Origin of the sequence: Kitasatospora sp. NPDC005751 (assembly GCF_040630835.1) — a bacterium.
Lineage (GTDB): Bacteria > Actinomycetota > Actinomycetes > Streptomycetales > Streptomycetaceae > Kitasatospora.
The window spans coordinates 13578-33506 of the sequence record NZ_JBEXYC010000013.1 but is presented as its reverse complement, the minus strand read 5'-3'; the positions used below and the strand labels follow the sequence as shown (position 1 = coordinate 33506).

The 19929-nt window shown below is 74.3% G+C and carries 16 protein-coding genes; 3 read left to right on the top strand and 13 right to left on the bottom strand.

Going from position 1 to position 19929, the window contains the following annotated elements:
- Window positions 1-2: 2 nt before the first annotated feature.
- Window positions 3-1922 carry an HSP90 family protein gene (locus ABZ497_RS15235; protein ID WP_359805312.1) on the bottom strand — a complete coding sequence of 640 codons (1920 nt, stop codon included), beginning with the start codon at window positions 1920-1922 and terminating at the stop codon, window positions 3-5.
- Between the two features lie 142 nt (window positions 1923-2064).
- Entirely contained in the window at window positions 2065-3090 is a 1026-nt protein-coding gene (locus ABZ497_RS15230) for a hypothetical protein (RefSeq protein WP_359805311.1), read from the bottom strand.
- 651 nt (window positions 3091-3741) lie between these two features.
- On the opposite strand from ABZ497_RS15230, the gene ABZ497_RS15225 reads away from it, so the two are divergent.
- Complete coding sequence (locus ABZ497_RS15225) at window positions 3742-4068, top strand: hypothetical protein (protein WP_359805309.1); 327 nt, start codon at window positions 3742-3744, stop codon at window positions 4066-4068.
- Between the two features lie 126 nt (window positions 4069-4194).
- Here the strand turns inward: ABZ497_RS15225 and ABZ497_RS15220 are convergent, their stop codons facing one another.
- From ABZ497_RS15220 to ABZ497_RS15190, 7 genes are all read right to left on the bottom strand, one after another.
- Complete coding sequence (locus ABZ497_RS15220) at window positions 4195-4863, bottom strand: enoyl-CoA hydratase/isomerase family protein (RefSeq protein WP_359805307.1); 669 nt, start codon at window positions 4861-4863, stop codon at window positions 4195-4197.
- A 111-nt stretch (window positions 4864-4974) separates the two neighbouring features.
- Complete coding sequence (locus ABZ497_RS15215; protein WP_352287629.1) at window positions 4975-6573, bottom strand: AMP-binding protein; 1599 nt, start codon at window positions 6571-6573, stop codon at window positions 4975-4977.
- Window positions 6574-6654: 81 nt separating this feature from the next.
- Window positions 6655-7050 carry an acyl-CoA thioesterase gene (locus tag ABZ497_RS15210; protein ID WP_359805306.1) on the bottom strand — a complete coding sequence of 132 codons (396 nt, stop codon included), beginning with the start codon at window positions 7048-7050 and terminating at the stop codon, window positions 6655-6657.
- Window positions 7051-7260: 210 nt separating this feature from the next.
- Entirely contained in the window at window positions 7261-8199 is a 939-nt protein-coding gene (locus ABZ497_RS15205; protein ID WP_329490308.1) for an acyl-ACP desaturase, read from the bottom strand.
- A complete protein-coding gene (locus ABZ497_RS15200; protein ID WP_329490307.1) occupies window positions 8196-8495 on the bottom strand; it encodes a hypothetical protein in 300 nt (99 codons plus the stop codon). The genes ABZ497_RS15205 and ABZ497_RS15200 overlap by 4 nt, the downstream gene beginning before the upstream one ends.
- 156 nt (window positions 8496-8651) lie before the next feature.
- Entirely contained in the window at window positions 8652-10094 is a 1443-nt protein-coding gene (locus tag ABZ497_RS15195) for an MFS transporter (protein ID WP_359805303.1), read from the bottom strand.
- A 491-nt stretch (window positions 10095-10585) separates the two neighbouring features.
- Window positions 10586-11269: a Tat pathway signal sequence domain protein gene (locus ABZ497_RS15190; RefSeq protein WP_359805302.1), complete on the bottom strand. Its 684-nt coding sequence runs from the start codon at window positions 11267-11269 to the stop codon at window positions 10586-10588.
- Window positions 11270-11601: 332 nt separating this feature from the next.
- On the opposite strand from ABZ497_RS15190, the gene ABZ497_RS15185 reads away from it, so the two are divergent.
- On the top strand, window positions 11602-12156 hold the full coding sequence (locus tag ABZ497_RS15185) for a hypothetical protein (RefSeq protein ID WP_359805300.1): 555 nt from the start codon (window positions 11602-11604) through the stop codon (window positions 12154-12156).
- A 14-nt stretch (window positions 12157-12170) separates the two neighbouring features.
- Here the strand turns inward: ABZ497_RS15185 and ABZ497_RS15180 are convergent, their stop codons facing one another.
- Window positions 12171-12887: a flavodoxin family protein gene (locus ABZ497_RS15180; RefSeq protein WP_359805298.1), complete on the bottom strand. Its 717-nt coding sequence runs from the start codon at window positions 12885-12887 to the stop codon at window positions 12171-12173.
- Window positions 12888-13168: 281 nt separating this feature from the next.
- On the opposite strand from ABZ497_RS15180, the gene ABZ497_RS15175 reads away from it, so the two are divergent.
- Entirely contained in the window at window positions 13169-13693 is a 525-nt protein-coding gene (locus tag ABZ497_RS15175) for a hypothetical protein (protein ID WP_359805296.1), read from the top strand.
- Window positions 13694-13728: 35 nt separating this feature from the next.
- Here the strand turns inward: ABZ497_RS15175 and ABZ497_RS15170 are convergent, their stop codons facing one another.
- The 3 genes from ABZ497_RS15170 to ABZ497_RS15160 form a co-directional block, all read right to left on the bottom strand.
- Entirely contained in the window at window positions 13729-14457 is a 729-nt protein-coding gene (locus tag ABZ497_RS15170) for a DUF5995 family protein (protein WP_359805294.1), read from the bottom strand.
- 273 nt (window positions 14458-14730) lie between these two features.
- Entirely contained in the window at window positions 14731-17784 is a 3054-nt protein-coding gene (locus ABZ497_RS15165; protein WP_359805293.1) for an acyltransferase family protein, read from the bottom strand.
- Window positions 17785-17868: 84 nt separating this feature from the next.
- Entirely contained in the window at window positions 17869-19575 is a 1707-nt protein-coding gene (locus tag ABZ497_RS15160; protein ID WP_359805291.1) for a cellulose synthase catalytic subunit, read from the bottom strand.
- Between the last annotated feature and the right edge of the window lie 354 nt (window positions 19576-19929).

The following is a 19929-nucleotide window of genomic DNA, read 5'->3' as shown; positions in this document are numbered from 1 at the left end:
GGTCAGGACTCCTTCTGCGGGTCGGCGGCGTCACGGTCGGCGGCGTCACGGCCGGCGGCGGCGCGACCGGCGGCGGCGCGACCGGCCGACTCGTGGCCGAGCATCGCGTGGTCGAGCAAGCTGATGAACGACCGGTTGAGCAGGGCGCTCTCGCTGGACTTCAGCGGGCGGCGGGTGAGCAGCACGGCCTGCCCGTACAGCGCCTCGACGGCGGTGACGGTCAGTTCGCGGTCGCCGATCGAGGCGGCCCGGCGCACCAGCGGGTTGAGGTGGTTGAGCACCAGTTGGGCGCGCGGCGCCTCGGCGCGCAGCGAGCCGAGGATGTCGGCCCACAGGCCGTCGGCCTCGTCCGCGAGCTGGGCGCGGGTGCGCTCGTGCCGCGCCTCCCGGTTGTCCAGCAGCAGCGCGGGCGCGCTGGTCGGGTGGAAGCTGCGCAGCGCGACGTCGCAGTCGAACCGGCCGACCACCTCGCGGGCGACGGTGAGGAACGCCGCCGCGGCCAGCTCGGCCGCCGGGTCGACGGTGTCCAGGTGGGCGGTGACGGTGCCCGGGTCGAGGTCGGCCACCGACGTGCCGGGGCGGATCTCGGGCAGCCGGTGGACGAGGTCCCGGTCGTAGGTGTAGCCGCCGTTGACCACGCCGAGGCCGGCCGCGGCCGCGATCGGGGCGACCTGGCGGAACTCCTCGACCGTGCGCGTCACCAGGACGACCGGGTGGGCGCGGGCGAACTCGTCCAGGGTGACATTGCCGTCGGTCGTCTCGAACGGCAGCCAGGGCAGCAGCATCCGCAGCAACTCGTCGTCGTAGCGAGCGAGTTCCTTGACGGCGAGGTGGTGCACCGAGATGAAGCGGTGCAGCAGGGCCGGATCGCTGGCGGAGAGCCCGGTGAGCCAGTCCCGGATGCGCGCGCCGAGGGCGTCCCGGACGGCGGCGAGCGTCTCGTCCGCGTACAGGCCCTCGCGCGAGGCGGTGGGGCGCAGGCTGTCGGTGTCGACCACGCAGCGGACGAAGAACGCCCAGTCGGGCAGGAGTTCGTCGGCCTGCTCGGACAGCAGCATGCCCTTGAGGTGGACCCGGTGGCCGGAGCGGCGGGACGGCGGCACCGCGTCCGGCAGGACGTAGGCGACGCCGCGCAGGCCGACCAGCGGCAGGTCCAGCTCGATGGTGTCCAGCGGGGTGAAGTCGAAGGTGGTGCGGCAGTAGGTGGCCAGCGCCTCGCGGCGGGCCAGCGGGGAGCCGTGCCGCTCGGCCCACGGCGGGGTGCGGTTGACCCGGGTGGCGGTGCCGCGGCCGTCGACCACCGTCACCTCGTGGCGCAGCAGGCCGCCGAAGTCCCGGGCGAGCGCCAGGACGCGGTCGGAGCGGGTCCACTCGGCGGCGTCGGCGCGCGGCGCCAGCCGGACGGTGGTGCCGGGCTCGGGCTTGGCCTCCGGCGGCAGGGTGCGGATGGTGTAACGGCCGTCGGAGCCGCCGCGCCACTCGATGACCGGCGCGTCCGGGGTGGCGGCGGAGCGGGTGACGACGGTGATCTCGTCGGCGACCACGAAGCAGGCCAGCAGCCCGATGCCGAACTGGCCGATGAAGTCCCCGCGGGCGCGGGCCAGGCCGGCGCCGTCGAGGCGGCCGTCGGCGTCGCGCTTGGAGCTGCGGCCGATGGTGGCGAGGAAGGTGTGGACGTCGGCCTCGGTGAGCCCGATCCCCGTGTCGGTGACGGTGAGGTCCTGGTCGGCGTGGACGGTGATCCGGGCCGGCGAGGCCGGGTCGAGCGCCTGGCGGGCGGAGATCGCGTCGACCGCGTTCTGCAGCAGCTCGCGCAGGTAGACCCGGGGGCTGGAGTAGAGGTGGTGGGAGAGCAGGTCCACCAGGCCGCGCAGGTCCACCTGGAAGGTGTGCGCGCTCGTCGGGTTCTCGGAAGGGGACACCGCAGGCTCTTTCGATCGCATCGGGTGTGGGGCGGGAGGGGCGGGGCGCCGGGGCGCGGCCCGGCCGGGCGGCTGGACCGGACCGGCGGGTCGGGCTGTCGGGCCGGGCCGGTGGGCCGGGCCGGTGAACCGGACCGGTGGGTTAGCGGGCGCAGCGGTCCCGGTGGGCCCGGAAGATCTCGACGGGGTCGCCGGACAGGTAGTTCCACGGGGACTCGGTGACGGCGCCGTCGAGCGCCTCGAACAGGAGGTGCGCCGTCCTCGGCTGGTCGGCCAGCGAGAAGGCCATCGCGAAGGTGTTGAAGGCGGCCTTCCAGCCGCGCGGGCGCGGGTAGTCGGCGTGCAGCACGGACCGCCGCAGCGCCTCCTGGAGCGAGGCCAGGACGGCGGGCCCGGTGAGGTAGGCGTGGTCCTCGCCGTCCGGGAGGTCCAGCCAGTGCTCCAGGTGCGCGAGCGCGACCAGTTCACCCAGCGGACTGCCCTCGGGAGCGGCCAGCATCGCGGCGCGGGCGAAGGCGTGCATCTCCTCGTGCGAGCCGCCCCACTTGGCGCAGAGCTGCTGGAGGCGCTGCTTGTGCGAGCCGAGGTGGCCGGGGTCGCGGCGCAGCGCGGCCTCGAACCGGTACCGGGTGACGTCCGGGCCGAGCGAGGCGCCGCGGCCGCTGATCTGCAGGAAGTACCAGGGGGCGAGCCACCGGGGCTCCCGCTCGGCCACCTCGAACAGCTGCTCCTCGGCGGTGTCCAGCCGCTCGTGGAACAGCCGCCACTGCTCCTCGGTGACGTACTGGGCTCGCGCACCGGTGCGCGCCTCCCAGGCCCAGGAGACGTGCCGGGCGCCGGAGAGCAGCAGCGCCGGCGTGTCCTCGGGCCGGTCGGCGACGGCCCGGGCCGTCCACTCCTCCACCCCGGCGACGTCGGAGAGCGCGACCAGCAGCCAGGTGAGTTCGGCGCCGTCCGCGACGGCGGCCAGCGCCGGGCGCAGCGACGCCCAGTCCCCCGCGGCCGCCTGGGCCAGCATCAGCCGCAGCTCCTCGTCACCGTGGGCCGGGTCGAGCGCCGGCACCGCCGCCACGCGCGCGGCGGGGCGCCGGGCGAAACCGAACCCCCGACGGCCGTCGGCCCCGCCTCCGGCAGCGCCCTCGCCGGAACGGCGTCGGAAGAACGACATGGTGTGGCCCCCTCGAACAGCATCGGCTTCTTTCGTACGGCTGCGCACTGGCCGCCCCAGACGCAGTACATATCACGGGCGGACGACATCCCGTCCGCCGGGCCGGCCTCGAAGCCCAGGTCACGACCGTGGTGGGATACCCCTGCCTGGTATGTGGACGCAGCATCGCGCGGGGCGCGGCGGGCCGGCCGGTGCCCGGCGCCCGGGCACCGGCCGACGGGACCGTTCGAGGACCGGCGATCCGGCGCGGTGGCACGGTGCGCGCAGCCGGCGCGCGTCCTGTACGGTCGCCGGGTCGGTGCGGACGCGCTCCTGCTCGACGGTGCGCATCCGCGTCCCGCGCTCCAGGGGCTGCTGCGCCAGGGCCCGGCCGGCCTCCATGACCCGCGGGGGCGGCGGGCCGCCGGGTACGGAGGCCCGCGCCTCGGCAATGGCGGGTCCGAGGCGAGTTGGACCCGCTCCTGCGGACGAGCATGGCGGTCCGGTGCGTGAACGGTGAAGGGAGCCGGTCCGACCGGCCGCGCGACCACGGCAACGGAACGCGGGCGCACCGGAGTCGTCGCCGTACGACGGTGACATGTTGCTGCCAGTCAGAAGTGTGCCACCGGCGCTTCGGACCACGGGAACTGTCGATCAGTCACGCTGTCGTAGATGTACGTGATTCGCGTCCGGCTGGAGACGGCGGGTGGCCCCCCGCCCGTCCGACCGGTGGCGGCGGCGACCGTGCGGGACGCACTGGAGCGCGTGCTCCGGGAGCCGGCCCGGCTCGACCACGCCCGGATCCGGACGACGCCGGGAGCCCTGGACGCCGTGGCGTTCGTCTCGGCCCCCGGCCTGCTGGCCGCCGAGGCCGGGCTGCGCGCCGCCTGCGTGGAACTGTCCCACCCACAGGGCCCGTTGGCAGGCTGGCTGCTACGGCACTGCGAGGCCGACTCCTGGCTGGCGCTCGGCCTGCACGAGCAGCCGACGTACCGCTGAGCCCGGGCCCGGGCCCTGGGCCGACCGGCCCCGGGCCCGGGCTCGGGCTCGGGCTTGCGCTCGGGGCACCGGCACCCCGCGCACACGGGGGCCGGCCGCCCGGCCACCTGTCACGCGCTCACGCGCTCAGGCCACCGTCGGCGTGCGGAGCGAGGCGAGCGTCTCGGAGTACAGCATCTCCTTGATCTGCCCCCGGACCGGCCGGGTCTTGCCGGCCAGCGCGCGGGCCCGCTCGACCGCGGTCCCGAGCAGCGCGTCGAGGTCCGCGACCTCGTCGACGATCCCGGCCGCGAGCGCCTCGCCGCCGCCGTAGCGGCGTCCGGTGGTCATCGCCTCGTGGGCCGTCCCCGGCGCCAGCCGGGCCCGGATCAGATCCGACATGCCGCGCTGGAAGGGCAGGTCGAGATCCACCTCCGGCAGGCAGAAGTACCCCCGGTCGGCCCGCATCACCCGGACGTCGTGGGCCAGCGCCCACATCGCCCCGGCCGCGAAGGTGTGCCCGTTGAGCGCCGCGACGGTGACCACCGGCGAGGCCAGCGTCCGGGCGAGCAGCGCGTGCACCCGGTCCAGGTAGCCGGCGTACTGGTCGCCGTGGTCGAGCAGCCAGGCCAGGTCCAGACCGTTCGACCAGTACTTGCCGCTGCCCACCGTGACCAGCGCGCGCGGCCCCTGCGCGCCCTCCACCTCGTCGAACGCCGCCTCCAGGGCGGCGAGTCGGTCGGGGTGGAAGAGGTTCTCGTCGTCGGGGTCGAGCCGCAGGACGAAGACCTCGCCGTCCTGTTCCAGCTTCGGCATGCGTCGCTCCTTCGCGTAGTGGCGTCCCCGCCCGCGGGTGCGGGCGGGGCTCCGACGGCCGCGCCGGACCGGGTGGCCGCCCGCCGGCGGCGAACCGGTCCGGCCGCCCGGTCAGCTCCCGGGCCCGGCCAGCGTCAGCCCTTCGAGCTGCCCCTGCTCGTACGCGGCCACGATCGCGCGCCGCTGGAGCTTGCCGCTGCTGGTGCGCGGCAGCTGTCCGGGCTTCAGGTAGTGCACGTCCTCCGCCCGCACGGTGACGCCGATCGCCCGCACCAGGTGCTCGACGATCCGCGCCCGGCTGCCCGGCACGTCGTCCCGGGCCTCGCGGTCCACCTCGGTCAGGACCACGATGTCGGTGCCGATCTGCGCCACCGCGGTGCGGCCCTCACGAACGAACGGGAGCTGCTCGACCGCCTGCTCGAAGTCGGCGGCGAACAGGCTGCGCCCGCCCACCTTGATCCGGTCGCTGATCCGGCCGGTGATGAACAGCTCCCCGGCGTCCAGGAAGCCGATGTCCCCGGTGGCGTAGTAGCCGTCCGGCCCCTCGATCGACCCGGGGCGGTCGAAGTAGGCCTCGGCGAGGCTGCCGCCGGCCAGCTCGATCTCGCCCAGCTCGTGCTCGCCGCAGACCCGCCCGTCCTCGCCGCGCAGCCGGACGGCGAACTCCGCCATCGGCCGGCCGACCGAGATCGCCGGGACGCCGGACGGTGAGGTCACCACCCGGATCTCGCCGCCCACCGGTCGGCTGGCCACCAGCAGGACGGCCTCAGCCATGCCGTAGCAGGGCATGAAGACGTCGCGCCGCAGACCGGCGGGCGCCATCAGGTCGAGGAACGCCTCCAGGTTCGGCAGGTTGATCGGCTCGCTGCCGAGGTAGATCGACCGCATCCCGGAGAGGTCGAGTTCGGCGATCTCCTCCGGGTCGAGGTCCTGCATCAGCTTGAGCGAGTAGTCGACGGCGAAGTTCGGGATGACGGTGCCGATGGCCCGCTCCCGGCCCATGTGCTCCCACCAGCCGCGCGCGTCGAACAGGAAGGTCACCGGCTCGGCGAGCAGCAGGTCGCAGCCGACGGTGAAGCAGGACAGCATGCCGCCGACCAGTCCCATGTCGTGGTAGAGCGGCAGCCAGCTGCTGACCCGCTCCCCGGGCTCGCGGCCGTCGGTCCGGGTGATCATGGCCAGGTTGGCCCGGAGCCGGCCGTGGGTCACCGGGACGCCCTTGGGGAAGGAGGTCGACCCGGAGGAGAACTGCACGAACGCCAGTTCGTCGTCCCCGGGCGTCCGCAGCCGGGCACCGGCCCGGCGCAGGCCCGCCGGCGGCAGCGGCAGCGCCTCGACCGGCAGGTCGACGGCGGCCAGCGTGGGGACGCCGAGGATCCGGGCGGCGCCGAAGTCCGCCGCGACCCGGGCCAGGAACTCCTGGTAGCCCTCCCTCGGCGTGTTCAGCACGAAGGGCTTGACGGAGAGCGGCACCGCGCCGATCTCCATCAGCGCCAGGAACGCGAAGATCACCGGAACGGAGGTCTCGAACGGGAAGACCACCCTGGTTCCCGGTCCGATCCCCTGCTCCCGGAAGAAGTCCGCACTGGCGGCGATCCGCTCGGGGAAGTCCCGGTACGGCGTGAACTCCGCCGGATCGCCGTACTTCTCGTACAGGTGGAGCCCCCGCTCGGGCGGGCACTCCTGGTTGCGCTGGATGTGTTCGAGCACCGGACCCCTCCTACTCGTTCAGTTGCCGCTCGTTCATGGTTCGGTCGCCGCGTTCCGGAGCGGCGGTGTCCCGACGGGTCGTCAGGCCGGGGTGGAGGCGGCCAGGAAGTCCTGGAGGGAGACCAGGCAGCGCTGCTCCGCGTCCAGGAAGGCCACCGTCACCAGCGCGTCCACCGCCGGCCGGTCGGCCTCCGGAAGGTCGATCCGCTGCCGGAACCGGGCCCGGAAGGTCAGGCCCTCCTCGTCCCACTCCTCCTCCGAGGGGGAGACGAGCTCGGTCCGCACCTCGACCCGGCCGCGCGGGATCTCCGCCAGGTAGTCGATCTCGGTGCGGGCGACCACCGCGATCAGCCGGTCGCCGTGCACGAGCCCCTGCCGGCCGAGCCAGTCCCACCGCCCGGCCTCCAGGTACTCCAGCGCGACCGCGTTGTTGACGTGCCCCAGCGCGTCGAGGTCGTTGGGGCGCACCGGGAGCATGAGGCGTGATTCGCCGAAGAACACGTCGGACCGTCCGTTTTCGATCGTGCCGAAGGGCCCCGGCCGAGGAGCCGGGAGCCGGTGTACCGGGAGCCGCTGTACCGGGAGCCGCCCGGGCGGAGCGTCCTGCCCGGGCGCCCGGGTGCCCGGCCGCCGGGCCGGCGCCCCGCGCGTTCACCGCGGGGCGCCGGCCGGGGCCGCGGGGCGGCGTCAGCTGTCGAGGAGGTCCATCCAGGTGTCCTCGACCTCCTCCCGGGAGTGCACCTCGATCCCGGTGATCTTCTTCAGAGCGCCGCAGACCAGCTGCTCCTTCTTCTCCATCGCCTCGGGCCGGTAGCCGGTCTCGGCGGTGTCCAGGTGGTCCCACCAGTTGACGTGGGTCCCCCGGTCCTCCTTCTGGTCCCGGGCGCTGCCCAGGAGTTCGCCGTCCTCGCGGAGGAAGAGGTGGGCCACCGCGAAGGCGTCCTTGGCGTGGTACTCGCCGCTGTCCACCAGAGCCTTGGCGAACGACACGAAGTAGTTGCGGTGCTGGATCTCGTCGGCCGCGACCTGCTTGAAGATCCGGCGCAGGCCCTCGTCCTGGATCACGTGCTGGCACTGGCCGTAGTTGACGGCGGCGGTGATCTCGGAGATCGCGAGCAGCACCAGGGTGCGCAGCATGTCGTCGTCCGGGAAGACCTTGCGGAACGCGAGGAAGGTCTCGTCGTCGATCGGCTCCATCCCGCTGACGTCCGCCAGCCGGTTGAAGACCGTCTCGTGGTGGGCCTCCTCCTCGTTCCAGTAGCGGCTCCAGGTGCCGCACGCCTCCATGACCGCCGCGAGCGCCGGGTTGGTCTTCTCCCAGCGGCGCACCTCGGCCTCGGCCTGCCGCTCCAGGCGGTCGGCGCCCGGCTTGGTGGTCAGCTCGGCCCGGCCGGCGTTCCACACCAGGTTGCGGTCGAGCGGGGTGAGGCTGTCCAGGTCGACGGCGGACAGCATCTCGACGACGCTCCACCGGCGCGACTCGTGCAGCCGCTGCTGCTCCCAGGTCACGTCGACGAGGGACATCCCGCGCACCGTCACCGCGTCCCAGAGGTCGGTGATGATGGCCGGCGGCTCGGCGGGGACGACCGCCTTCCGGATCACCGGCTCCGTCTCGATGACGCTCATGCGGCCGCCTCCTTCGCCTTCTGCTTCTCGAACTCCTCCAGGAACACCTTCAGCACCACCGGGGTCGCGGTGTCGAGGGGCAGCGCGGGCAGCCGCACCCGCACGCCGTAGTCCTTGCGGAGACCGTTGGCGGTCCGGGCGAAGGCCTCCATCAGGTCAATGCTGTTGGTCATTTTGGGACTCCGGCCGATCACATCGGCCAGCGTCACGTCGTCGGCGAAAACTTCCTCGTCGGCGAGGCCGGCGTGCTCGCCGAATTTCTGCCGGATGTAGGACTCAACTTCGGGCGTCACCATGGCTCAGAATCATACAAGTTGGCGATTGTGCAGGCCAAGTGATGCGTGTTACACGAAAGTTGATGCATCATCAGATGTGCTTCGCACAAACACCGCTGGACCCCCGGTCGGAACCGGGGGCCGAGTCGCGGTATTGGTCGGGGAATTCGGCCGAAATCACCGGAGGCCCGGTGGATCGGCAGGCGCGTCGACCGCCGGGATCCGGCGGATCGTCACCGCGGCGAGCAGGGCGACGGCGAGCGCGAAACCGATCGCCAGGTACCAGGTGTCACGCGCGGCGCCGAGCGCGTCGGCCGCCGAGGCGGTCACCACGGAGACCGCGAGGGCCGTCCCGAGGACGGCGCCGAGCTGACGGAAGGCCGCGTTGGCCGCACTCGCGGTGGCCAGCCGGGCCGGTTCGACCCCGGCCAGCGCGACCGCGCCCAGCACCGGCCAGACCAGTCCGGCCCCGGTGCCCATCACCACCGCCCCGGGCAGCCAGTGGGTGAGGAAGTCGGGCCCCCGGCCGCCGCCCCAGAGCAGCAGCAGCGTGCCGCAGGCGTAGATCAGGCAGCCGGCGATCACCACCGGGCGGTCCCCGAACCGCTCCGCGAACCGGCTCGCCGGGCGGGCGACCAGCGCGGTGGCGATCGGCGGCGGCGTGGTGGCGAGTCCGGCCGTGATCAGCGACCAGTGCCAGTGTCCGGTCAGGAACAGGATGTTGTTGAGGATGACCATGTAGAAGGTCACCGAGAACAGCATCGAACCGAGGTTGCCGCCGATGGCGCTGCGCGAGCGGAGCAGGTCCAGCGCGATGACCGGCGCGGGGTGGCGGGCGCTGCGCAGCACCGCCGCCACCGCCAGCAGCGCGCCACCGGCCAGCGCTCCGAGGGTGCCGGGGCTCGTCCACTCCCAGTCCGGGCCCTTGACCAGGCCCAGGGCGAGCAGGCCGAGCGCGCCGCCGAGCAGCGCCGCGCCCAGCACGTCCGGGGTCGGACCGCCGCGCTCGCGCTGCTCGGTGAGCGAGCGTGAGGCCCAGACGGCCGCCACCCCGATCGGGATGTTCACCAGGAAGACCGCCCGCCACGACCAGTGCTCGGCCAGCAGCCCGCCGAGACCGGGGCCGATGCCGGCGGCCAGCGCTGCCGCCGCGCCCCAGATGGTGATCGCGATCAGCCGCCGGGCCATCGGGAACATCGGCATCAGCAGCGCGAGCGAGGTCGGCACCAGGATCGCCGCGCCCACCGCCTGCACCAGCCGCGCCGCGATCAGCACCGTCGCCGACCCGGCGAGCCCGCAGACCACCGAGGCCAGGGTGAAGAGCGAGAGGCCGACCGCGAACGACCGCCGGCAGCCGAGCCGGTCGGCGGCCCGGCCGGCCGGCATCAGGAAGGCCGCGATCACCACGTTGTAGCCGTTGAGCACCCAGGAGAGGGTCGGCAGGTCGGAGCCGGAGAAGGTCTTGGCGATGTTGGGGAACGCCACGTTCACGATGGTGCTGTCCAGGAAGGCCACGAAGGCTCCCAGGCAGCAGAGCAGCACCGGCCCGAGCGGCGGCCCGGCGGCCGGGCCGGCCACGACGGCGGGGCCCTTGACGGGTGCGACGGGCGATTCGGCCATGCGGGCGTCCTTCCTGGGCGACGGGATCGGGCGGTCGGTGCGCCGTCGGGGCACCGCGCCGCAGCGGCCCGTCCTCCCGGACCGGTCCGCACACCGCCGTCGAGCCGCCGGCCCCCGCCCGCGTCTCTCCCCCACGGGGGCACGCCTCACCGGCACGCCCCCACCGCACACCCCAGGAGCGTGTACGGGCACGCGGAACTGGCGTTCCCCCCGCATGTGAGCCGAGCGCGCGACGCCACGATCCGTCGCGCACGCCGCATCCGGCAACGGCACAGACCGCACTCGACCCCCCCGCACACGCCGGTGGGCCTGATCAGATTGCTCGTTGTTACCCGCCAGTGTCAATCCCCTCCCGACCGGCGGACAGCGGTCGGGGGAACGCCCCTGACCTCCCGTCAGGGCGGCTTCACCCCCGCCCACCGGCCACGACGCCGACCGGCAGGGCAACGGCCCCGCGGGCACGCCCGCGGGGCCGCTCGCTTCGCGCCGGATCAGTTGACGACGACCGCCGGGCTGCCGGCCTGGCTGGTGTCGGTGACCGGGCCGTAGGTGGCCGAGAAGTAGCCGTCGGCCGGGCAGAGCGAGGAGCCGCCGCTCTTGGCGAAGTGCTCGGTGCGGAACGCCATGCTGTGGCCGGCGTTGTCCGCGGCGCCGGTGAACGCACCGCTGAGCTGGTAGCTGCAGGTGAGGGTGCCGAACCAGCTGTTGAGCACGGCGGTGGCCTGGATCGGCCCGGCCGTCCCCGAGGTGAGGGTGATCGGCAGCCCCGGGCCGTCGTCGACGGCGATGACGTGCGGGAAGTTGCCGACGGTCAGGCTCCGGACCGAGGTGACACCGGTGACGTTGCTGGTGCAGGAGCCGAAGGTCAGCCCGGTGAGGGACTCCGTGGCCGTACCGGGGGCCGCCGGGTTGCTCAGCACCCTGGCGGCGAGCTGGGAGGTGGCGCAGGTGACCCCGGTCGTGCTGGTCGCGGTCGAGTAGAAGGTGGCGCGGGTGTTCGCGGCGAGCGGCGCGGCGAGCGTGTCGCCCGCCGCGACGGCGCCGCCGCCGGCGGTCAGCACCGCGGTGGCGGTGACGGAGCCGGGCGCCGCCGACGCGGGGACAGCGCCCAGCGCGAACGCCGCGGTGGCGGCGAGGGCGGCGGCGAGGAGCGGGACAGGACGGTGAAGGCGCATGGGAAAGCCTCTTCCTCGGTGAGGGGGAATCGAGAAGGTGAACTTTCGTGGCTCCCCGCCGGTGGGGGATTCGGGGAGCTGACTACGTTGTAGAGCGGTGTCCGTGCACCGTCAAGGCACTGCACCGAACTTGCTGACTTTTCGTCAGCAAGAGCCGGGGCGCCGATCGGCAGCCGGACCCGCGGCGGTGTGACTTACCCTCCACGCGGGTGACCGGACGCGGGAGGCGGCCGGGGATCCCGCACCGGCGACGCCATAATCCCAGCACAGCACGGCGGTGAGCCGGATTCCGCCGCCGGACGCACAGCTACCCGAAGAAGAGGCGGACCGCCATGACCGACACCTCCTGGCCGAGCGACCCCGATGCCGACACCTCGATCCGGGAGCTGGCACTTCGCTCCGGAGAGGTGCACAACGAGGTCCTGCGGGTGGTCCCCGAACTCCTCAGGCTCTCCCTGGACCAGCTCGTCGAGCGGGGGGAACGGGACCTCGCGGCGCTGCACGGCAAGGGGCGGCTGTCCGCCGCGGAGCTGGAGCAGCTGATCGACCTGCTGCGCCTGGTCCGCTCGGAGGCCTCGCCGAAGGACAAGTCCGACGGGGTCGACGCCGCGCTCGACCGCATCAGGACCTCGAACGGGCACCCCTACGCGGTGGTGATCGCCTCGATCGCCTCCGCCAGCAGCCGCGAGTTCCTCCGACGCGCCGAGGCGGCCGGCCCGGACGCGGTCGCCTTCAAGGCCTCGACCCTCGCGGTGGTCGCCTCGGACGTCGTCGGCGGGGTGGTCGGCGTCTTCGTCGGCGACGAGCTCTGCGGGGTGCCCTGCGGGGTCCTGGGCGGCGCCGCGGGCGCGCTGGGCGCGTCGCTCGCGGCCCAGGAACTCCTCTAGGTCGCGCCCCGTCCTCAGCGGTGCTCGGGGTTCTCGAAGTCGAAGCGGCAGCCGGCGTCCCACTCGGAGCGCTGGTTGCCGTGGGCGGGGACGCCGCCGGCGTCCTTGAGCATCCGGGCGAGGTGGAGCAGGTTCCAGGTCATGAAGGTGGCGTTGCGGTTGGTGAAGTCGTTCTCCGGACCGCCCGACCCCGGGTCGAGGTAGGACGGCCCAGGCCCCGCCTCCCCCACCCAGCCGGCGTCGGCCTGCGGCGGGATCACGTACCCCAGGTGCTGCAGGCTGTAGAGGACGTTCATCGCGCAGTGCTTCGCGCCGTCCTCGTTCCCGGTGATCAGACAGCCGCCCACCCGGCCGTAGTAGGCGTACTGGCCCTCGGAGTTGAGGATCGACGAGCAGGCGTAGAGCCGCTCGATCACCTGCTTCGTCACCGAGGAGTTGTCACCCAGCCAGACCGGGCCGGCCAGGACGAGGATGTCGGCGGCCATCACCTGGCTGTAGAGCACCGGCCAGTCGTCGGTCTCCCAGCCGTGCTCGGTCATGTCGGGCCAGACGCCGGTGGCGATGTCGTGGTCGACCGCCCGGATCACGTCGACCTGGACGCCCTGGCGCTGCATGATGCCGGTGCTGAGGTCGATCAGGCCCTGGGTGTGGCTGCGCTCGGGTGAGCGCTTGAGGGTGCAGTTGAGGACCAGCGCGCTCAGGTCGTCGTAGCCGCGGGGCGAGGTGGACATCGGCGGGCCCTTTCCGGAGGAGGCGTTCGCCCACCAGTCCAGCCGCACGGCCGGGCCGCCGCCCGTCGGACTGGGCCGACCGCGCGGACGCCGGACGGACGCCGGGCCGGGAACGGTCCGGTCCGGGAACGGGCCGGGGCCGCTCAGCGGGGCGCCGCGGGCAGCCGGCCGTCGGCGATCGCCCGGGTGAAGGCGGCGTGGTCGTCCCGGCGCCCGTGCGGCCGCCGCCGTACGGCGTAGCCGCCGGGCCGGTCCGCCCGCCCCCTCGTAGGGTGCGAAGGATGAGCAGCCCAGTCAGCCGGCCCGAAGGCGGGCACCGCAGCGACCGTCCGGCCGCCGAGCGCACGGACTACGCGGGAGCGGTCTACGGCTCCATGCTCGCCGCCTCGGTGGTGGCGACCGCGAGTGCCGTCGGCGACTACCCGCGCTTCCAGCTCGGCGTCCTGCTGATCGTCACCGGCCTGGTGTTCTGGGGCGCCCACGTGTACGCCCGGCTCGCCGGTGAGCGCCAGGTCGGACAGCGGCTCACCTGGCGGCAGGCCCGCCGGATCGCCCGCCACGAGCGGCCCATCGTGGAGGCGGCGGTGGCCCCCGCGGTGGCGGTGCTGATCAGCCCGCTGCTCGGGCTGGGCCTCGCCGGGACGGCCTGGCTGGCGCTGGGCGTCGCCGTCGCCCAGCAGGTCGGGTGGGCGTTCGTGGGAGCCGTCCGGGCCGGTGCGAGCCGGCGGCAGGCGGCGCTGGAGGGGTTCGTCAACCTCGTCCTGGGCCTGGTCATCGTGGCCGCCAAAGCCGCCCTCGGGCACTGAGCGCGGCTCGTCCCGGCGCGGGAGCGGCGGCGGTGTCAGGCCTCGTCGGTGGGCGGGCCGGCCGGCGGCAGGACCGGGGTGACCAGCAGCCGGGCGGCCAGTATCGCGCCACCGGTGACGGCGGCCAGCGTGGCGTCGTGGAAGGGGCGCAGGTTGCGCTCGTGCCAGAGCGTCTGGGTGGTGGCCCAGGCGGCGTCCAGCGCGCGGGCGACGGAGAAGCTGGCGACGAGGTGCTGCAGGGACTCGGCGGCCTGGGCGTCCGGCGTGCCGAGCCGCGCCTCGAAGGAGGCCCGGGCCTCGGCCTCGGCCTGCCCCAGCAGTGCGGCGGCCCGGAGGTGGTCGGCGTGCACGGGCGGCGTGTCCGGCGTGGTGCGGCGCTCGATGCAGGTCTCCACCAGGCCCAGCGGGAGGTCGTGGCTGAGGTGCGCGCTCATCCCCGCGAAGGCGAACTGGATCGGCCGGACCGACCGGTCTCCCCGGGCCTCGAACAGCGGCTGCCAGGCCTCGTTGACCGGGCGACCCGCCTCGGCGTCCTCGACCGCGTCGAGGTAGGCACCGGCGAGGACCACCTCCAGGCCCTCGGTGAACGCCCCGTCCTGGAAGGAGCCCGCGGCCAGGTGGCCGCCGATCAGTTCGGCGACCCTCAGGTACATCCGGTTGAAGCAGGCCACACCGTCCCGCGGGTCCAGCCGGGCCTCCACCGCCCGCATCCGCCCGACGACCTCGTCGAGGCTCCGCGCGGGCCTGGCGTGCGCGTATGTCATGGCCGTCCTCCCGGAGAAGCGGTCGGTGCGGGGTCGGACCCGGCTGCCACCTGTACCCAGACTGCCACCTCCGCGCGGCGGCCACCGCCGCCGGGCCCGCGCACCCCGCGCTCGGACCCCGCGCTCGCACCCTCGCCGGTCGCCCGAACCGCCCCACCGGCCGACCGCAGCACCGGCCGACCACGCCACCGGCCGGCCGACCGTGCCGGCGCCCGGAACGCGCCGAGGGCCGTCCTCGCCGACGGGGCGGGGGCGGCCCTCGGCCGGTCCGGATCAGGGGCGGGCGCCTCCCCGGGTCGAGACGGCGACGTAGTCCACCCGCATCGGGTGCCCCGGCTCGGTGGCCGGGCCGGGCACGCCGCCGAGCGCGGCGGGCAGGTTGCCGCCGACCGCGACGTTCAGGATCAGGAAGAGCCCGTGGCCGACGGCCCGGTCCCAGGTCGCGCGGTCCATCTGCGCGGCCGTGACCCGGTGGTGCTCGCGCCCGTCGAGGTACCAGCGGACCTGCTCGGCCCCGGGCGTGAGGTCGACCTCCACCGCGTAGCTGTGAAAGCCCGTGCGGCAGTCCGGGCACGGCTGGTCGCCCGAGCCGAGGCCCTTCGGCTCCTGGCAGGGGCCACCCTCCAGGGTGCCGCAGTGCATCGTGCCGAAGATCGAGCCGCGGCCGTTGACCTGCTCCATCACATCGAGCTCACCGATCGCGGGCCAGCCGGTGAAGCCGTTGCGCAGCTCACCGCCGAGCGTCCAGAAGGCCGGCCAGTACCCGGCGGCGGCCGGTCCGGTGACGTCGGGCAGCGCGATCGAGGCCTCGATCCGCAGCACTCCGCCGGGCGGCGGGGCGAGGTCGGAGCGGCGGGACTCGATCCGGCCCGAGCTCCACCGGCCGTTCTCCAGGGTGGGGACGATCTCCAGCGCGCCCCGGCCGTCGAGACGGACGTTGGCGGTCGAGTCGGTCATCGTCTCGATCTCCCCGGTGCCCCACTGCGGAGCCGGGCAGCCCGGGTAGCAGGTCCCCAGGTCGTACTGCCAGTGCTCGGCGGAGGGGCGGCTGCCGGCCGGGCCCTCGAAGTCGTCCCGCAGCACCGATGTCCAGCCGTCGGCGCCGGGCTTCCCCGGTCCGGTGGCGACACCCCCGGCAGCGCCGGCGGCGGGCACCAGCCCGGCCTCGGTCAGCAGCCGTTCGAGCCGGGGCGTCAGGACGACGGCCGCGACGTTGGTCAGGTGCGCGTCGTCCCGGTAGAGCAGGATGCGCTCCAGGACGGCGGGGCAGCTGCGCCCCGCACCCGGGCAGAGGACGGAGTTCAGCTCGACCGACCGGACGCCCGGCACCCGGCCGGCCGCGATCTCCTCGGCGAGCGGGTCGGGCCACTGCGCACGGGCGCGCGGGAACTCGCAGGCGGCCGGGTCCTCGGTGTGCCCGGAGACGCAGGCCGGAACGTCCGTCCCGGGGATCGGGGTGTCCTGGATGTAGACGATCGGCACTCCGAGCGCGCGCAGCGGCGCCAGTGTCCGCTCCCAGCCGTCCAGCAGCAGCCGCCGGTCGTCGGTGTAGCGGTTGAGCGCGGAGACCACGATCAGCTTGGGCTTCGGCCCGCTGCGCAACCGCTCCAGGCTGGCCGTCCGCCAGCTGTCGCACTCCCAGTAAGCCCGCCCCAACTGCGGGTTGACGACGTCGAGTTCGGGCAGTGGGCAGCCCTGCTTGACCAGTTCCTCCAGGGCCCAGTGGCGCCCCGCCGCGATGGCGAGCAGCGAGGAGAACCACTGGCCGGCGTGCGAGTCGCCGAGCAGGACGATCCGGTCCGCAGCGGTGGTGTCGCCGAACAGGCAGGCGGGGCTGGTGACGGCGCTCGGCGCCACCTCGCACTCGCCGTCCGGCGGGAAGTCCTTGCGCGCCTGCGCGGCGGCCGGGACGACCGCCGCGGTCTTCGGCGGGGTGGCGGTGCGCACCAGCAGGGAGGTGCCGTCGGGCGAGCCGGGCGGCAGGCCGAGCAGGTCCACCGGCCCGGCCGGCCCGAGCAGCCGCAGCGTCCCGGTGCCGACGACCAGCGCCAGCACCACCGGGACGATCACTGCGGTGAGCCCCAAGGAGAGCCCGCGCCTGGGGAGTTCGGCCACGGTCCGGTTGCGGCGCAGCGGCTGTTCGATCCAGCGCAGCACCGCCACGGCGGGCAGCGCGGCCGCCGCGCTCAGCGCCACCTTGACCGGCCAGCCGAGCGTCCCGAACCGGGCCTCGGTGAGCACCAGGACCGGCCAGTGCCACAGGTACAGGTTGTAGGAGAGCCGGCCGATCGCGCGCGGGGCCCGCAGGCCGAGCAGCCGGTCCGCGCCGTACCGGGTGGCGACGACGGCGCCGCCGTCCCGCCGGTCCGGCGTCCCGGCCAGGATGATCGCGGCGGTGGCGAGGGTCGGGACCAGTGCGGCGTACCCCGGGTAGGGGGTGCCGGCGTCGTATGCGAGGACGCACCAGCCGATGGCCAGCAGGCCGGCCCAGCCGGTGAGCAGCCGCAGCGGGCGCGGTCCGCGCAGCCGGTGCCAGGGCAGCAGGGCGAGCAGCGCCCCGACCCCGAACTGCCAGACCCGCGAGGGCGTGCCGAGGTAGGCGAGCGAGACCGAGCTCTGCGTCCAGTGCAGCGAGAGCGTGAAGGAGCCCAGCGTCAGCGCCCCCGCGACCGCGGCCGCCACCGTGCGGACGGCCCGGCCGCGGCGGACCGCCCGGGCCGCCAGGAACACGATCAGCGCGACCAGTGGCGCCCAGAACAGGTAGAACTGCTCCTCCACCGCGAGCGACCAGAAGTGCAGCAGCGGGCTCTGGTCGCGCCCGGCCGCGAGGTAGTCGGTCTGCTGGGAGACGAAGCGCCAGTTGGCGACGGAGAGCGCCGCGGCCAGCACGTCGTGCTCCAGGTCGGCACGGCGCAGCGGGACGGTCAGCCAGGCGCCCGCCAGCGCGACCGCGCCGAGCACCACGGCGGCCGAGGGCAGCAGCCGGCGCGCCCGGCGGGAGAAGAACTCCCCCAGCCGGACCCGGCCGGTGGTGACGGCCTCGCGCACCAGCAGTCCGGTGATCAGGTAGCCGGAGACGACGAGGAAGACGTCGACGCCGACGAACCCGCCGGCCAGGCCGGGTACGGAGGCGTGGAAGGCGAGCACCGCGAGGACCGCCACCGCGCGCAGGCCCTCGATGTCGGGGCGGAAGCCGGCCGGGCGGGGCGCAGGCCCCGGGCTGCCGGCCGCCCGCGCGCCGGAGCCCCGGGAGCCGGAGCCGCCGCGCGGCGGCCCGGGGATGGTGTAAGTACCCGGCAGGAGCTCCGGATCCGCGGTCGGTGGCACAGGTGTGTCCGGTGACATCGAGGTGGTCGGTGTGATCGGGGTCGGAGACATCGGTGTGGTCGGGGACATCGGTGTGACGACCTTTCAACCCAGCCAGGGCAGCATCGGGCGGACCCAGCCGGAGGCGAGCAGGGCGGTGAGCACGAGGGTGGCGGTGGCGGCCAGCGCTTCGGGCCAGCGCCGCGGCAGCATGCCCGTCCGGGCCGCGCGCCGGGACAGCAGCCGACGCGGGGCGCCGGGGCGGTCCGGGTCGGCCGCGCGCTGCCCGCCGGCCGGGCGCAGCTCGCCGACCAGGTCGCGGATCAGCGGGAGGCCGATCTGGCACTGCACGGCCAGGTAGAGGCCGAGGCCCCAGTTGGGCTCCCAGCCGTTGCGGGCGACCGCGAGCGAGAGGCCCGCGGCGGCCGCGCCGACGGAGGCGCAGAGCCACCCGAGCGAGACCAGGACCACCTGGCGGGCCAGGCCGCCCGGCTTCGCCCGGCCGGCACCGGTGGGCACCCAGGCCGCGCTGCGGCCGCGCAGGGTGTGCCAGAAGGCGGCGCCGGCGGCCACGCTCATCAGCACGTTGGAGCGGATCACCTCGATCCGCCAGCGGGTCCGGCTGATCCGGGGCAGCAGGACGTGCCAGAGCCAGAGCGGCGCGAGCAGCGGCAGGACGTGCCAGGGCCGGATCTGGTCCGGGTACCAGAACATCATCACCAGCGGCGGCAGCGGTGCCACGAAGAGGTTCACGGCGGCGGCCAGGTAGCCGACGACGCCCTCGTAGAAGCAGAGCCGCATCCGCCAGGGTGCCCGGATCCGCTTGAGCACGGGCGAGCCGAGCAGGTGCAGGTTGCCCATCGCCCAGCGGTACTGCTGGTTGACGTAGGAGGCGAGGTTGTCGGGCGAGGTGCCCTTGGCGACCAGCACCGGGACGTACAGCGTCCGGTACCCCTGCTCGTACAGGCCGAGGCCGGTGAAGAGGTCCTCGCTGTGGTCGAGCCGGGCGAAGCCGCCAGCCGCGTCGATCGCCGTGCGCCGGTAGACCGCGTTGCTGCCGCAGCAGATCGCCGCGTCGCTGGCGTCCCGGGAGGGCTGGATCCAGCGGAAGAACCACTCCTGCGCCGAGCCGGCGGCACGCTGGATCCAGTCCATCGTCTCGTCGGTGTCGAAGCACTGCGGGCTCTGCACGATGCCGATCCGGGCGTCCGCGAAGTACGGCACGAGGTGGCGCAGGAAGTCCGGCCTGGGCGCGAAGTCGGCGTCCAGGATGGCGATGTACTCGGCGCGGCTCAGGGTGAGCACGTGGTTGAGGTTGCCCGCCTTCTTGAGGTGCCCGCGGTCGGGCCGCACGACGTACTCGTAGCCGTGCGCGGCCGCCAGGTCGGCGACCTCGGCGCGGTCGGCGTCGTCGAGCACCCAGACGGTCAGCGCACCCGGCCAGTCGAGCCGCCGCACCGCGCGGTAGGCGTTCTCCAGGACGTCGAGCGGTTCGCCGCAGGTCGGCAGGTAGAGGTCGACGGTCGGCAGCTCACCGGGGCTCCAGGCGTGCACCAGGACTTCGTGCGACTGCCTGGTCAGCCGCCGCTGGCGGAGGCTGTTGACCGAGGAGAGCCCGAGCGCGACGACGTTGAGCGCGAGGACGGCGAGGAAGCCCCAGAGGGCCGGGGTCCGCAGCGAGAAGGTGAACATGGTCGCCGCGGTGAAGACGAAGGCCAGCGAGGTCAGCACCAGCACCCAGCGGCGTTGTGGTCCGAAATACCAGTACAGCTCCTGATCGGAAGGAGGTTGAGGAAGGTGTTGGACAGTCATGAGGCCCCCACAGCCGCGTTTCTGACAGCTCCGCGGCCACAGTACCTCATTGGTATAGACCATTCGGGCGGCCGTCCGAGAGCTGGGACGCCCGCCGGCGGCACCCGCCCCGGGCCGCGATCACCCGGCCACCGCGGCCGGATGCGGAGGAAAGCGGCAGGTCACGGCGGTGACGGCGGCGCCCCGCCCACCCCGGGGGCCCGTCGGGCCCAGCCGTCCGCTCCCCGCCAGGACGCCTCCGGGCCCTCGCCGATCCCCCGCCCCGACGCCTGCGTGACTGCGCGCCGCCCCCGTCGCGACCCCTGATCGCCTCCCGCCGGCCACCCACCCGTCACCTCGGGCGCCACTCCTCCC

Bases quoted from the DNA above. Each gene is read 5' to 3' on its own strand.
- ABZ497_RS15230 (WP_359805311.1), bottom strand. From the start codon at position 3,090: ATGTCGTTCTTCCGACGCCGTTCCGGCGAGGGCGCTGCCGGAGGCGGG.
- ABZ497_RS15225 (WP_359805309.1), top strand. From the start codon at position 3,742: ATGTACGTGATTCGCGTCCGGCTGGAGACGGCGGGTGGCCCCCCGCCC.
- ABZ497_RS15220 (WP_359805307.1), bottom strand. From the start codon at position 4,863: ATGCCGAAGCTGGAACAGGACGGCGAGGTCTTCGTCCTGCGGCTCGAC.
- ABZ497_RS15210 (WP_359805306.1), bottom strand. From the start codon at position 7,050: ATGCTCCCGGTGCGCCCCAACGACCTCGACGCGCTGGGGCACGTCAAC.
- ABZ497_RS15205 (WP_329490308.1), bottom strand. From the start codon at position 8,199: ATGAGCGTCATCGAGACGGAGCCGGTGATCCGGAAGGCGGTCGTCCCC.
- ABZ497_RS15200 (WP_329490307.1), bottom strand. From the start codon at position 8,495: ATGGTGACGCCCGAAGTTGAGTCCTACATCCGGCAGAAATTCGGCGAG.
- ABZ497_RS15195 (WP_359805303.1), bottom strand. From the start codon at position 10,094: ATGGCCGAATCGCCCGTCGCACCCGTCAAGGGCCCCGCCGTCGTGGCC.
- ABZ497_RS15190 (WP_359805302.1), bottom strand. From the start codon at position 11,269: ATGCGCCTTCACCGTCCTGTCCCGCTCCTCGCCGCCGCCCTCGCCGCC.
- ABZ497_RS15185 (WP_359805300.1), top strand. From the start codon at position 11,602: ATGACCGACACCTCCTGGCCGAGCGACCCCGATGCCGACACCTCGATC.
- ABZ497_RS15180 (WP_359805298.1), bottom strand. From the start codon at position 12,887: ATGTCCACCTCGCCCCGCGGCTACGACGACCTGAGCGCGCTGGTCCTC.
- ABZ497_RS15175 (WP_359805296.1), top strand. From the start codon at position 13,169: ATGAGCAGCCCAGTCAGCCGGCCCGAAGGCGGGCACCGCAGCGACCGT.
- ABZ497_RS15170 (WP_359805294.1), bottom strand. From the start codon at position 14,457: ATGACATACGCGCACGCCAGGCCCGCGCGGAGCCTCGACGAGGTCGTC.
- ABZ497_RS15160 (WP_359805291.1), bottom strand. From the start codon at position 19,575: ATGACTGTCCAACACCTTCCTCAACCTCCTTCCGATCAGGAGCTGTAC.